The sequence below is a fragment of the Micromonospora sp. RTBAU3-60 genome (genome assembly GCF_054963695.1).
In genome coordinates this window covers 1-13272 of sequence record NZ_JBUEGB010000018.1, presented here as the reverse complement: position 1 = coordinate 13272, position 13272 = coordinate 1, and the positions used below count along the sequence as shown (strand labels likewise).

Annotated in this window: 15 protein-coding genes; 8 read left to right on the top strand and 7 right to left on the bottom strand. The window is 74.2% G+C overall.

Translation table 11 applies throughout. The features are described 5' to 3' along the window. Positions 1-9: 9 nt before the first annotated feature. Together ACY34I_RS19190 and ACY34I_RS19185 are read right to left on the bottom strand one after the other, a co-directional pair. Positions 10-756, bottom strand: coding sequence for a hypothetical protein (locus ACY34I_RS19190; RefSeq protein WP_462756352.1), 747 nt, complete (start codon positions 754-756; stop codon positions 10-12). 51 nt (positions 757-807) lie between these two features. Next, positions 808-1290: a DUF6232 family protein gene (locus tag ACY34I_RS19185; protein WP_148796230.1), complete on the bottom strand. Its 483-nt coding sequence runs from the start codon at positions 1288-1290 to the stop codon at positions 808-810. Positions 1291-1450: 160 nt separating this feature from the next. On the opposite strand from ACY34I_RS19185, the gene ACY34I_RS19180 reads away from it, so the two are divergent. Beyond that, entirely contained in the window at positions 1451-1888 is a 438-nt protein-coding gene (locus ACY34I_RS19180; protein WP_462756351.1) for a nuclear transport factor 2 family protein, read from the top strand. Here ACY34I_RS19180 and ACY34I_RS19175 read toward each other — a convergent pair. Then, the gene (locus ACY34I_RS19175; protein ID WP_462756350.1) at positions 1834-2352 is read right to left on the bottom strand and encodes a DUF6232 family protein; all 519 of its coding nucleotides are present in this window, start codon (positions 2350-2352) and stop codon (positions 1834-1836) included. The two genes, ACY34I_RS19180 and ACY34I_RS19175, sit on opposite strands and share 55 nt — an antisense overlap. 97 nt (positions 2353-2449) lie before the next feature. Between ACY34I_RS19175 and ACY34I_RS19170 the strand changes: the two genes are divergently transcribed. The 4 genes from ACY34I_RS19170 (at position 2450) to ACY34I_RS19155 (ending at position 6892) form a co-directional block, all read left to right on the top strand. Next, entirely contained in the window at positions 2450-3223 is a 774-nt protein-coding gene (locus tag ACY34I_RS19170; RefSeq protein ID WP_462756349.1) for an enoyl-CoA hydratase/isomerase family protein, read from the top strand. A gap of 111 nt (positions 3224-3334) precedes the next feature. Next, on the top strand, positions 3335-4957 hold the full coding sequence (locus tag ACY34I_RS19165; protein WP_462756348.1) for an acetolactate synthase: 1623 nt from the start codon (positions 3335-3337) through the stop codon (positions 4955-4957). 154 nt (positions 4958-5111) lie between these two features. Further along, complete coding sequence (locus ACY34I_RS19160; protein ID WP_462756347.1) at positions 5112-6086, top strand: ATP-binding cassette domain-containing protein; 975 nt, start codon at positions 5112-5114, stop codon at positions 6084-6086. Continuing rightward, entirely contained in the window at positions 6083-6892 is an 810-nt protein-coding gene (locus ACY34I_RS19155; RefSeq protein WP_462756346.1) for an ABC transporter permease, read from the top strand. Before ACY34I_RS19160 ends, ACY34I_RS19155 begins: the two co-directional genes overlap by 4 nt. Here the strand turns inward: ACY34I_RS19155 and ACY34I_RS19150 are convergent. Genes ACY34I_RS19150 through ACY34I_RS19135 form a run of 4 tightly spaced genes read right to left on the bottom strand, consistent with a single transcriptional unit; the run spans position 6876 to position 11455 of the window. Then, a complete protein-coding gene (locus ACY34I_RS19150; protein WP_462756345.1) occupies positions 6876-10298 on the bottom strand; it encodes an AfsR/SARP family transcriptional regulator in 3423 nt (1140 codons plus the stop codon). The two genes, ACY34I_RS19155 and ACY34I_RS19150, sit on opposite strands and share 17 nt — an antisense overlap. Positions 10299-10336: 38 nt before the next feature. Beyond that, positions 10337-10744 (bottom strand): PLD nuclease N-terminal domain-containing protein, encoded by a 408-nt coding sequence (locus ACY34I_RS19145; protein WP_462756344.1) that lies wholly within the window; start codon positions 10742-10744, stop codon positions 10337-10339. 28 nt (positions 10745-10772) lie between these two features. After that, the gene (locus ACY34I_RS19140) at positions 10773-11072 is read right to left on the bottom strand and encodes a DUF202 domain-containing protein (RefSeq protein ID WP_462756343.1); all 300 of its coding nucleotides are present in this window, start codon (positions 11070-11072) and stop codon (positions 10773-10775) included. After that, positions 11069-11455 (bottom strand): DUF202 domain-containing protein, encoded by a 387-nt coding sequence (locus ACY34I_RS19135; RefSeq protein ID WP_148796011.1) that lies wholly within the window; start codon positions 11453-11455, stop codon positions 11069-11071. The genes ACY34I_RS19140 and ACY34I_RS19135 overlap by 4 nt, the downstream gene beginning before the upstream one ends. A gap of 41 nt (positions 11456-11496) precedes the next feature. Between ACY34I_RS19135 and ACY34I_RS19130 the strand changes: the two genes are divergently transcribed. The 3 genes from ACY34I_RS19130 to ACY34I_RS19120 all read left to right on the top strand — a co-directional run. Further along, positions 11497-12294: a GNAT family N-acetyltransferase gene (locus ACY34I_RS19130; RefSeq protein ID WP_462756342.1), complete on the top strand. Its 798-nt coding sequence runs from the start codon at positions 11497-11499 to the stop codon at positions 12292-12294. 2 nt (positions 12295-12296) lie between these two features. After that, the gene (locus tag ACY34I_RS19125) at positions 12297-12701 is read left to right on the top strand and encodes a hypothetical protein (protein WP_462756341.1); all 405 of its coding nucleotides are present in this window, start codon (positions 12297-12299) and stop codon (positions 12699-12701) included. Positions 12702-13089: 388 nt separating this feature from the next. After that, positions 13090-13272, top strand: a 183-nt coding sequence (locus tag ACY34I_RS19120; RefSeq protein WP_462756471.1) for an electron transfer flavoprotein subunit beta/FixA family protein, incomplete at its 3' end; no start/stop codon positions are given.

Sequence of the window (13272 nt, the reverse complement as noted above, 5' to 3'; positions counted from 1 at the left end):
CGGCCCGGCTCAGTCGGCCACGCCCTCGCGATCGGCCGGCTCGTCGCTGCGGCGTTCGCCCCGCCGGCGCAGCATGTTGAGGCCGGGGATGCCGGCGACGGCCAGCTTCAGGTCCCGGGTGACGGCGAGCAGGTCGTGCAGGTCCGGGCCGACCCGGTCCAGGGTGGCCAGGATCGGCAGGACGTCCGAGGTCAGGTGCTCCTTCAGCTTCGGCAGCTCGTCGACCAGCCGGATCGCGGCGGTCACCTCTTCCGGGCTGAGCTGCTCGACGAACCGGGCCGCCATCGGCGCGGCCCGCCGCAGCGCCGGCTCGTACGCCGCCAGCAGCTCGGCGGCGGTGCCGGCCGCCGCCGCGGCCGCGACCACCGTGCCGGCCGCCCGCCCGGCCACCGCGTCGGCCTCGGCGACCACCGTGCCCGCCGCCCGGGTCACCCGCTCGGCCTCGCCGACCAGCACCGCGGCGGCGGTGCCGACTCCGGTGGCGGTCTCGACGGCCTCGGTGGCGGCGGCGCTGATCACGGCGACCTCCTTGACCGCCGTCTCCGCGTCGGCGAGCACCCGGTCGGTGCGGTCGAGGGTGCCCTCGATCCGGTCGACCACCGCGTTGATCCGCCGCAGCAGCGCCTCCACGTCGTCGAGCACCGCGAAGGCGCGGGCCGGCACGGCGGCGAACGCGGCGGCCGAGCCGAGCGCCTGGTCCAGGGCGGAACGGGTGAGGCCGACGACGGCGCCGGGGCGGGGGAGGGGAATTGCCATGCCCACCAGTGTGCGTCGCCGCGGCCAGCACCGCCGGGTGGCGGCGGCCGGTCACCGACGGTCGCCCTGCTGCTCGACAGCGCGTTGCACGGCCCGATAGATCTGCCCGAACCGCAGCGCGTCCGGCGTACGCAGCAGCATCACCTCCCGCCCGTGGTGCTGCACCCACAGCTCGTGCACCCGGTTGCCCCGGTCGTAGGAGCGGTCCAGCCAGCCGAGCGGCACCTCCAGGAACGGGGCGAGCGCCAGCGCGGCGACCGCGCAGCCCGCCAGGACGACCAGGGCCAGCTTCCAGTTGCCCCGGTCCTGCGCGGCCCAGGCGAGGGACAGCACGCAGACCACCGCCACCAGCGGCGGTAGCGACAGGAGCAGGACCAGCACACCGCGGCCGAGGACCCGGGACCGGACGGCCAGCGTGGTCGGGCCGCGCGCGTGCCAGACGTACGTGATCTCGGCGAGAGCGACGACGTGCCCACCCGCACGGATGGCCTCGGAGGTGACTTGTACCGCGTCGTCCCGGTAATAGAGGGCCATCATTAAGGCTAACCACCCCGGTTCAAGTGTCTGTCGTCGGCGACAGGCCGGCGGCCAGGTTGGTGCGCGCCTCCCGTGGAGCTGATCGCTTGCGATATCGACTCGACCCGGCAGCCGCTGGGGCAGCGGAGGGACGACCGGCCGGGTAGCCTCCGGGCCCATGACGGACCGGAACGGCGCCGGCGGCCCGGCGGGGGAGAGCGAGCAGGAGCGCAACGTCGAGGTGGTCCGGCGGTACCTGCGGACGTTCGTCACCAAGGACCTGGCCGAGCTGGCCGAGGTGGTTGCCGAGGACGTGCAGATCTACGGCTCGGGCGCGGCGGTGCGCGGCCGGCACCACGTCGAGGGCGCGATCTCCTCGCCCGGGCTGACCGTCATCGACCAGGAGATCCTGGAGCTGTTCGCGGCGGAGGACCGGGTGGTCGTCTCGATGGCGCAGACGTACCGCCGGGACGCCACGGGGGCGACCGCCGTGCAGAGCGCCTGCAAGATGTACCGGCTGGCCGGCGGTCGCATCGTCCAGTTCTGGGGCGAGCAGGACCTCTACGGCCTGTTGCGCGGCCTGACGATGCTGCCGGACGAGCCGCTCGCCTTCTGACGCCGGGGTGCCGGCCCGCTCTCCATGGCGCGCTGTACCGCCCGGTAGATCTGGCCGAACCGCAGCGCGTCGCCGCTGCGCAGCAACCGCACCGGCCGGCCGCGCCAGCGCGCCCACATCTCCAGTTCCCGGCTGCCCCGGTCGTAGGACCGGTCGAGGTGCTCGAAGAGGACGTCGGCGAGCGGCCCGACGCCGAGGCCGACCAGCACCGAGGCGCCGACGACGGCGACCATCACCACGGGCGAGGGCCGCAGCCAGATCGCCAGCCCGACCCCGACCAGCGCGGCGGCCACCGGCCCGGCGAGGGCGGCCCCGATGGCGCCCCGGCCGGCGAGCACCCGCCAGGAGCGGCTGCCCCGGCGGTGCCAGACCACGCTGATTTCGGCGAGCGGGAACGTCCGGCCGTTGACGCGCACGGCGGTCGAGGTGACCTGCACGGACCTGTCGTCGTAATAGGTGATCATGGCCGGACTCCCGGTGGCGGGGCGTGTACCAGACTACTTGCCCAACGACCCGGGTCGTAAGGTTGGCACGCGACTTCGACGAGGAAGTGAGGGCAGCGTGGGCGAGTTCGTCAGGCTGGAAGTGAAGGACGGCATCGGCACCATCCGGCTGGAGCGGCCGCCGATGAACGCGCTCAACACCCAGGTGCAGGAGGAGTTGCGCGCCGCCGCGGCCGCGGCCACCGCCGACGCAGAGGTCCGCGCGGTCATCGTGTACGGCGGCGAGAAGGTCTTCGCCGCCGGTGCCGACATCAAGGAGATGGCCGACATGTCCTACGTGGACATGGCCGCGCGTGCCGCCGACCTGTCCAGCGCGCTGGGCGCCATCGCCCGGATCCCGAAGCCGGTGGTCGCCGCGATCACCGGATACGCCCTCGGCGGCGGCTGCGAGCTGGCCCTCGCGTGCGACTGGCGGATCGTGGCCGAGGACGCCAAGCTCGGCCAGCCGGAGATCAAGCTCGGCATCATCCCGGGCGCGGGCGGCACCCAGCGGCTGGCCCGACTGGTCGGCCCGGCGCGCGCCAAGGACCTGATCATGACGGGCCGGATGGTCGACGCGCAGGAGGCCCTGCGGATCGGCCTGGCCGACCAGGTCGTCCCGGCCGCCGAGGTCTACGACGCCGCCGTCGCCTACGCCAAGCCGTTCCTGACCGGCCCGGTGCAGGCCCTGCGGGCCGCCAAGCTGGCCGTCGACGGTGGCCTGGACATGGACCTCAACTCCGGCCTGGCCTGGGAGAGCCAGCTCTTCGCGGCGCTCTTCGCCACCGACGACCGGCGCGAGGGGATGGCCGCGTTCGTCGAGAAGCGCAAGCCGAACTTCACCGGCCGCTGAGCCGCGGCCCGGGTCGACGGGCCACCTGCCGCCGTCGACCCGGGGCCGGTTCACATCCGGGCTACCGGCCAGTAGCGTGTGACTCCGGTCCTGCTACGAAGGGAAGCGGCGATGACGGAACGGGTCGAGGGGCACGGCGGCGAACTGGCGCTGGCGGCGCTGCGCGCGCACGGCGTACGGGAGATGTTCACCCTCTCCGGTGGGCACGTCTTCCCGCTCTACGACGCCGCGCACAAGACCGGCTTCCCGATCTACGACGTCCGGCACGAACAGTCCGCCGTCTTCGCCGCCGAGGCCGTGGCGAAGCTCCAGCGCCGCCCCGGCCTGGCCGTGCTCACCGCCGGCCCCGGCGTCAGCAACGGCGTCTCCGGCCTGACCAGCGCCTTCTTCAACGCCTCGCCGGTGCTGGTGCTGGGCGGGCGGGCCCCGCAGTTCCGCTGGGGCTCCGGCAGCCTGCAGGAGATGGACCACCTGCCCCTGGTCGCCCCGGTGACCAAGCACGCCGAGACGGTGTTCAGCGCCGACGACATCCCGCGCGCGGTCACCGCCGCCCTCACCGCGGCGCTCACCCCGCACCGCGGCCCGGCCTTCCTCGACTTCCCCCTCGAAGCGGTCTTCTCGGTCGGCGACGCCGACCTGCCGGCCGTCGCCCCGGTCGCCCCGCTGGAGGCGGACCCGGACGAGGTCACGCGGGCCGCCGGGCTGGTCGCCGGTGCGACCCGCCCGGTGATCATCGCCGGCTCCGACGTCTACGCGGGCGACGCGATCGACGCCCTGCGCGCCGCCGCCGAGTCGCTCCAGGTGCCGGTCTTCACCAACGGCATGGGCCGGGGCGCCCTGCCTCCGGAGCACCCGCTCGCCTTCGCCAAGGCCCGCCGGGTCGCCCTCAAGGGCGCCGACGTGGTCGTGGTCATCGGCACCCCGCTGGATTTCCGGCTGAGCTTCGGCGACTTCGGCGACGCCGAGGTCGTGCACATCGTCGACGCGCCCAGCCAGCGTGCCGGGCACGTCCAGCCGGCCGCCAGCCCCGCCGGTGACCTGCGGCTCATCCTCACCGCGTTGGCCGAGCACCCCGGCGAGCGGGCCGATCACGCCGACTGGATCGCCCAACTGCGGGTCGCCGAGGACGCCGCGAAGGCCCGCGACGCCGAGGAGATGGCCGCCGAGACCGATCCGATCCGCCCGGCCCGGGTCTACGGCGAGCTGCGCCGGGTGCTCGCCGCCGACGCGATCACCATCGGCGACGGCGGTGACTTCGTCTCGTACGCCGGGAAGTACCTGGAGCCGGCGCAGCCGGGCACCTGGCTCGACCCCGGCCCGTACGGCTGCCTCGGCACCGGCATGGGCTACGCCATGGGGGCTCGGGTCAGCCACCCCGACCGGCAGATCTGCGTGCTGATGGGCGACGGCGCCGCCGGCTTCTCGCTGATGGACGTGGAGTCCCTGGTCCGGCAGCAGCTCCCGGTGGTCATCGTGGTCGGCAACAACGGCATCTGGGGCTTGGAGAAGCACCCGATGCGGGCCATGTACGGCTACGACGTGGCCGCCGACCTCCAGCCCGGGCTGCGCTACGACAAGGTGGTCGAGGCGCTCGGTGGCGCGGGCGAGACGGTGGAGAAGACCGCCGACCTCGGCCCGGCCCTGACCCGCGCCTTCGACGCCGGCGTGCCGTACCTGGTCAACGTGCTGACCGACCCGGCTGACGCGTACCCCCGCTCGTCCAACCTGGCCTGACGACCGGACTGCGACCGCCGTCGCCGGGTGACCGGCGACGGCGGTCGCGTCGTTTCTGCCCGCAGGTAAATCAGCGGTTTGTCAGCGGCTGTCGCCGTAACGTCAGCGCCGTCGCTCAAGGTGGGGTGACCAGCGAGAACGACAGGAGTTGTCGATGACGTACGCGATCCGCGCGGAGGGCCTGGTCCGCCGCTTCGGCGCGACCACCGCCCTGGCCGGGGTGGACCTGGCCGTCCCGAGCGGGACGGTCTTCGGGCTGCTCGGGCCGAACGGGGCGGGCAAGACCACCGCCGTCCGGGTGCTGGCCACCCTGCTCGCCGCCGACGAGGGACACGCCACCGTCGGCGGGTACGACGTCCGCCGCGACGCCCACCGGGTGCGCCAACTGATCGGCCTCACCGGCCAGTACGCCTCGGTCGACGAGAACCTGACCGGCACCGAGAACCTGCTGCTCATCGGCCGGCTGCTCGGGATGTCCCGGGGCGACGCCCGGTCCCGCGCACGGCAGCTGCTCGCCGATTTCCAGCTCACCGACGCCGCCGAGCGGGCGGCCAAGACCTACTCCGGCGGCATGCGCCGCCGCCTCGACCTGGCCGCCAGCCTGGTCGGCCGGCCGCAGGTGCTCTTCCTCGACGAGCCGACCACCGGGCTCGACCCGCGCAGCCGCAACGAGCTGTGGGACATCGTCCGCAACCTGGTCGCCGACGGGGTGACGGTGCTGCTCACCACCCAATACCTGGAGGAGGCGGACCAGCTCGCCGGCGAGATCGCCGTGGTCGACCACGGCCGGGTCATCGCCCAGGGCACGCCGGAGGAGCTGAAGGCCCGCACCGGTGGCCAGGTGCTCGCCGTGCGGCCGATCGACCCCGCCGACCTGCCCACCGTGCTGGCCATCATCGGCGAGGTGACCGGGGCCGCTCCCGAGGTCGCCCAGTCCACCGTCGCGGTGCCGGTGAACGACCCGGCCGTGCTGCCGGCCGTGGTCCGCCGGCTCGACGCCGCCGAAATCGCCGTCGCCGAGCTGGCCCTGCGCAGCGCCAGCCTGGACGAGGTCTTCCTCTCCCTGACCGGTCACCGGGCCGAGCAGGACGCCCCAACCGACGCTGACCTGGAAAGGATCCCCGTATGAGCAGCGCAACCCTCGCCGCTCCGCTCGCCCCAGCCCGCCGGCCGAGCCTCGCCGCCGGGCTGCGGCACACCTTCACCCTGGCCTGGCGGAGCCTGGTACAGATCAAGCACAACCCGATGGAACTGCTCGACCTGAGCATCCAGCCGGTGATGTTCGTGCTGCTCTTCACGTACGTCTTCGGCACGGCGATCGCCGGCTCCCCGGGCGACTACCTGACGTTCGCGCTGCCCGGGATCATCGTGCAGAACGCCTTCTTCGCCACCATGACCACCGGCTTCGGGCTGAACAACGACCTGACCAAGGGGGTGTTCGACCGGCTCCAGGCGCTGCCGGTCGCCCGCTGGGCACCGCTGGCCGGTCGGATCGTCGCCGACACCGTCAAGCAGGCGTGGTCGGTGGCGCTGCTGCTCGGCGTCGGGATGCTCCTCGGGTTCCGGGTGGGCACCGGGTTCGCCGGGCTGCTGGCCGCCTTCGCCCTGCTGCTGGTCTTCTCCCTGGCCGCCTCGTGGATCTCGGTGCTGGTCGGGGTGCTGGTCAGCGAGCCTGACAAGGTGCAGATCTTCGGCTTCATGGTGATCTTCCCGCTCACCTTCACCAGCAACGCGTTCGTACCGACCGACAAGATGCCGTCCTGGCTGCAGCGGTGGGTCGAGATCAACCCCGCCACCATCCTCGCCGACGCGCTGCGCGGCCTGCTGGTCTCCGGCCCGGTGGCCGGCCCAGTGGCTCGCTCGCTGATCTGGGCGGCCGTCCTGCTCGCCGTGTTCGCCCCGCTCGCGGTCCGGGCGCTCAGGCGTCGAGCGTGACCCGGACCACCTCACCAGCGGTCTCCAACCGGTAACCCAGCCCGTCCGCGTACGCCTCGGCGAAACCAGCCTCGCCGAGCGCGGCGCGGGCGGCGGCCTCCACCCGGGGACGGTCGAGGTTCGCGCGATCCGGGCCGCCCCGGACGCCGCTCGCCGCGCCGAGCAGTCGGGCTGCGGCGGCCGGGCGGCCCAGCCATACCGCCAGGTCGGCGAAGCCGACCAGCACTGCCGCCACCACCGGGGCGTCCTGCGAGCCGAGGGCCAGTTCGAGCGCCCGGTCGTGGTGGGCCCGGGCGCTCACCAGGTCGCCCTCGACCGCGTCGAGGGCGGCCAGGTTGCTGGCGTGCAGCGCCCGCCACTGCGGTGCGACGGTACGGTCGCCGAGCAGCCCGATGCTCTCCGCGAGACACGCCCGCGCCCCGGCCCAGTCGCCCTGGGCCCGCAGGATCTCGGCCCGCCCGTGCACCACCGCCGCGCGGGTCTCGTGGGAGCGGCTCAGTTCCGCCTCCCGTTCGGCCCGGGCCAGCACCGCCAGGGCCCGATCGTGGTCACCGCGCCGCCACAGGTTCTGCGCCAGGCGCAGCCGCATCTCCGGCACGTCCTCCTCGAGCCCCAGCTCCTCGAAGTACGCGAGGGCCTCCTCGTGGAACGGGGTGGCCCGGGCCGCCTCACCCCGTCGGTCCAACAGGTCGGCCAGCGAGGTCAGCCCGAACGACATGCCCCAGCGGTCCCCGACCGTGCGGTAATGCTCCAGCCCGGCGAGCAGGTCCGCCTCGGCCGTCTCGTCGGACAGTCCCGCGTTCAGGTACGCGTGCGCCTGAAACAGCCGGGCGGTGCCGGCCACCCACGGGTCCGGGTCCTTGAAGAGCGCGACGAGCACCTCCGGCGCCTGCGGCGGCAATCCGTTGCGGAACGCCGCGACGACCAGTCCGACCAGCCGCAGCACCGGATGCCTGGCCTCGTGCCCGACGGCCAGCTTCGCCGCGCGCTCCAGCCAACCCATGCCGGTGGCGGTGTCCTTGTGGGTGGAGACCAGGTTGAGCGCAGCCATGGTGAGGGTCACGGCGAGCCGGTCGGGGTCGGCCTGCTCGTCCACCCGGGGCAGCGCGAGCACCTGAGCGGCCAGCTCCGCACCCTCCGCGCGCTGGCCGCTCAGCCACCAGTACCAGCCGAGCGCGGCGGCGTACCGGACCGCGACCGGGGCGTCCCCGGCGGCGATGGCATGCCGCAGCCCGGCGTGCAGGTTGTCGTGGTCGGCGGTGAGCCGGCGCAGCCAGTCGAGTTGCTCCCCGCTGCGCAGCCGTGGCTCGGCCGTCTCAGCGAGGGCCAGGTATTCGGCGGCGTGCGCCCGCCGGATCCGGTCCGCCTCGCCCGCCTCGGCCAGCCGCTGCAGGCCGTACTCCCGGATGGTCTCCAGCATCCGGTAGCGCGGCTCGGCCTCGCCGCCCGCGACCACGAGCGACTTCTCCACGAGCGCGGAGAGCCGGTCGAGCACGTCCGCGACGGCTCCGGGCGGTTGCCCGGCGGCAGCCGCGGCGAGCGGGAGTGGTGGCGAGTCGGCGCAGACCCGCTCGACCGCGTCCGCGGTTGCCCCACCGGCGAAGACGGCCAGCCGCCGCCACAGTGCCCGCTCCCCGTCGTCCAGCAGGTCCCAGCTCCAGTCCACCACCGCCCGCAGCGTCTGGTGCCGGGGCAGCGCGGTCCGGCTGCCCCCGGTCAGCAGCCGGAAGCGGTCGTCGAGCCGGGTGTCCACCTGCGCGGCGGTCATCGCGCGCAGCCGGGCCGCGGCCAGCTCGATGGCGAGCGGCATGCCGTCCAGCGCGCGGCAGATCCGCACCACCGGGCCGACCGTGGTGTCATCCACGGCGAAGCCCGGGCGGACCGCGCCGGCCCGGTCGGCGAAGAGCCGCACCGCCGGATACGTCAGCGCGGTCGTCGGGTCCGCGTCGGCCGGCGGCAGGGCCAGGGACTCCACCTGTCGCAGCGCCTCCCCGGTGACGCCCAGCGGCTCCCGGCTGGTGGCCAGCACCCGCAGCCCGGGGCCGGCGGTGAGCAGCCGCTCGGCGAGGCCCGCCGCCGCGTCGAGCAGGTGCTCGCAGTTGTCCAGCAGCAGCAGGGCGGAGCGGCTGGCGAGCGCGTCGATCAGCCGGCCGACCGGCTCGACCGGCTCGGGGGCACCCCGGCCGACGCGGGCCAGCAGCGCCTGTTCGCGCAGGCCGAGCGCGGCGAGCACGGCCTGCGGCACCTCGGCCGGGTCGGTGACCGGGGCGAGCTCCACCAGCCAGACCCCGTCCGGGAAGCGGTCCGCAGCCGCCCGGCCCGACTCGACGGCCAGCCGGGTCTTGCCCGCCCCGCCGGGGCCGGTGAGCGTGGCCAGTCGGTGCCGGTCGAGCAGCGCGGCGACCCGCTCGACGGCCTCCTCCCGGCCGACGAAGCTGGTCAGCGTGTTGGGCAGGTTGCCCCGCGTTGGCGCGGGGAGCCGGCCGGATCCGCTGGTCGCGGCGCGGTGGTCGCTCGCGGCCGGGCCGGTGCTGACCACACGCGAGGCTGCTGCCGCATCGTTCGCCTCCAGCGCCTCCGTCGGGTCGGCCGGGAGACCACCGTGGGGCCGGGCAGGCCGGCGGGTGGGGGCCACCCGCACGGCGGCTACCGGCGGAGCGCCGGTAGCCGGGTGCGCCGGCTCCCGCCCGCCGCGCAGGACCTCCAGGTGCAGGGCGGCCAGCTCGGGTCCCGGGTCGGTGCCGAGGGTGTCGGCCAGCGTGGTGCGCAGCCGCTCGTACTCGGCCAGGGCTTCGGCCGAGCGGCCGGCTCGGTGCAACGCCCGGATCAGCAGCGCGGTCGGCCGTTCCCGCAGCGGGTGGGCGGCGGCCATCTCGCGCAGCTGCGGCAGCAGCGCGTCCGGCGGCTCCCCGGCCAGCCACGCCTCGAGCAGGTCCTCGGTGGCGGCGAGCCGCAGCTCGGTGAGGCGGGCCACCGGCGCGCGCGCGAAGTCGGCGTCCGCGACGTCGGCCAGGGCTGGCCCGCGCCACAGCGCCAACGCCTCGGTCAGCCGCCGGCACCCGTCGGCGGGATCCTCCGCCAGGATCGCGCGGCCGGCGCGTACCGCGTCCTCAAACCGGTGCAGGTCCACCTCGTCACGCGTCAGGGCCAGCCGGTAGCCGCCGGGTCGCGCCTCGACCGGCAGCCCGGGGGCACTGCGGCGCAGCCGGGAGACGAGGGCCTGGAGCGCGTTGGCGGTCGGCGGGGCATCCGGCCAGACCGCCTCGGCGAGCCGACCGACGGTGACCGTCCGGCCGGGCTCCAGGGCGAGCAGGATCAGCAGCCGGCGCAGCCGGGCGCCGCCGAGCGGCAACGGCGCACCGGAGTCGGCGCGCAGCTCCAAGGGGCCGAGCAGGCTGATCCGCACACCGTCGATTCTGCCCGGCCGGCGCTTGGTCGCCGCGCTCAGACCTCCGGCCGATTCTTGTCGCTCTCCCGGCGGCGCAGCTCCTCCTCGCGCCGGCGCAGGTCCTCCTCCCAGCGTCGGAGCAGCTCCTGGTCGTCGCGGCGGGACCGCTCGGCCAGGGAGGACAGGAAGGCCGGGTCGTCGTCCGGCGCCACCGGTCGGCGGCGGTCCTGTTCGGAGAACCCGTTGCCCATCGGCCAGGCGGTGCGGGGCCGGCGGGCGGTGTGCTCCCGGCCGGCGGCGAACCAGGCGACCGAGCCGATCAGCGGGAAGAACAGGATGATCAGCACCCAGGCGATCCGGGGCAGCACCCGGATCTCACCCTCCTCGGCGGAGAGACAGCTGATCAGCGCGAAGATGGCGAGCACGATCTGCGCCATGAACAGAAGCCCGTACAGGCGAACCATGCCGCACATCATGGCCCACCGTCGCGGTTCAGCGCAGCCCGGCCACCACCACCACGACGCCGAGCAGGGCGAGACCCGCGGCGGTCAGCGCGGCGAGCGGGAACGACCAGCGCTGGCCCCGCGACGGGCCGGTGCCGGTGGCCCGGCGCCAGGTCGTCGCGAGCGCGGCCAGCCACGCCAGCACGGCGAGCCCGGCCAGCAGCGCGCCCGGGCGGCCGCCGGTGAGCGCGAGCCGGACCAGCAGCAGGGTGACCCCGGTGAGGGACAGCAGCGTACGCCGCCAGGCCAGCCGGGTCCGTTCCGGTTGGAGCCCCGGGTCGCCGGTCACCCGACCCCCCGGGCCAGGACCGCGACGACGAGCAGCAGCGCGCCGACGGCGACGGCGAGGGCGAGGATCGCGGGGAACCGGGACGCGGGCAGCTCCTCCCCGAGCCGGATCGCCCGCTCGGTACGCGCCCAGTGGTCGACCGCCCGGACCGCGACCGCGGCGCCGAGCAGCAGCAGCGCGACGGCGATCACCTCGCGCAGGTGGGCCAGCGGCAGCCGGGGCAGGAACTGCGCGGCGGCCAGCCCGCCGGCGATCAGCGCCAGGCCGGTCCGTAGCCAGGCCAGGAAGGTCCGCTCGTTGGCCAGGGAGAAGCGGTAGTCGGGCGTGGTGCCGACCGACCGCAGCTCGCGCGGGTCGAACCAGCTTCGGATCGCCTTCCACACGTCATCGATTATCCGCTTTGCCCCGTGCGTAGCCTGGTGAGATGACTGATCTTGACGCGCGCGGTCTGCGCGCTATCTATGACGCACAGATCCGCCCGGAGATCCCGAACCCGCTGCCGGCCGGCGTGACCGTCGACCGGGATGGTCCCCTGGTCCGCCTCCTGGGCCTGGACCACCGCGGCTTCATCACCTACCGGACCCTGGACGGGCTGGCCGGCGCGGAGCTGGACGCGCTCATCGCCCGGCAGGTCGAGTTCTTCCGCAGCCGGGGCGAGGGGGTCGAGTGGAAGCTCAACGGCCACGACGAGCCGGCCGACCTGGGCGACCGGCTGAGCGCCGCCGGCTTCGTCCCGGAGGATCTGGAGACCGTCGTGGTCGGTCCGGTCGCGGCCCTGGCCGCCGCCGTCCCGGTCCTGGCCGAGGGGGTACGGCTGCGTGAGGTGACCGCCCGCGAGGACCTGGAGCGGATCGCCGCGATGGAGGAGGCGGTCTGGCAGGAGGACCGCAGCCACCTGGTGATCGGGTTGGCGAAGGAGATCGCGGCCGACCCGCAGTCGATCACGGTGGTCGTCGCCGAGGCGGACGGCGTGGTGGTCAGTGCCGGCTGGGTGCGCTATCTGCGCGACACCAGCTTCGCCACGCTCTGGGGTGGCTCGACCCTGCCGGAGTGGCGGAAGAAGGGCATCTACCGGGCGCTGGTGGCGTACCGGGCGCGGCTGGCCGAGCAGCGCGGCAAGACCCTGGTGCAGGTGGACTGCTCGCCGGACAGCCGCCCGATCCTGGAGCGGCTGGGGCTCGTTGTGGTCACCACGACCACTCCGTACGTCTACACTCCGTGATCATGGAACCGTTGACGGGCGACGAACGGCTCACCCTCAAGACCGGGGCCTTCGGCGCCGTCTTCCTGGTCTCCAACGCCGAGCCGGGAATGCTCTCGCTGCTGCGGGAGAGCTTCGCGGCGTCCGGGGCGCTCGGCGACGCCAGCGGGGTGGTGAAGGAGGCACTCACCAGCGGCCCGCTGCCGCAGCTGCCCCGGGACTCCGCGCTGGAGGTGGAGGCGACGGTGCTGCCCGCGTTGCGCCGGGCGGTGGAGATCCTCCGGGCGAAGTCCCCGGCGGACGTCGAGGCGTACCGGTCGGTGGTGCTCGCCGCGGCGGACCAGGTGGCGCAGGCGCACCGGGGGGTGTCGGGCAGCGAGGCGGCGGTGATCGACAAGATCAGGGACGCGTTGGCCGGACCCGCCTGATCGGCTCGGCGGACCAGAGCGCGCGGACGCTGGCCCGTACGCAGCGGTCGCGGACCCGGCCGCAGGCACACCGGTAGGTGTCCGGGATCATCCGGCGACAGGCCCGGCGGGAGGTACGCATGCCTCCCGCCGGATCGCGCCCGCTCATCGAAGCCCTGTCTCCCGACATGTACGTCACCTCCCGATTGGGAGCCTACCCGCCGTAGCGACGCTCCGTGACCTGTGTCACTCTGAGCCTCCGGAGCGGTGATGCTACTTGTGGGTAACATAGGCCCGTGGGCAACTGCACAGCAGCCCGCGGTTGACCGATCGTTAAGTCACGCGGGAGGCTGCGCCCGTGACCGGGCGAGTGATCGCTACACCCAAACAGGAGGGTCGTCGAAGCGCGATGAACATCGTCGTACTCGTCAAGCAGGTGCCTGATTCGGGCGCGGACCGCAGCCTGCGTTCTGACGACAACACCGTCGACCGCGGTTCGGCGAACAACGTCATCAACGAGATGGACGAGTACGCCATCGAGGAGGCGTTGAAGATCAAGGAGGCGCACGGCGGTGAGGTCACCATCCTGACG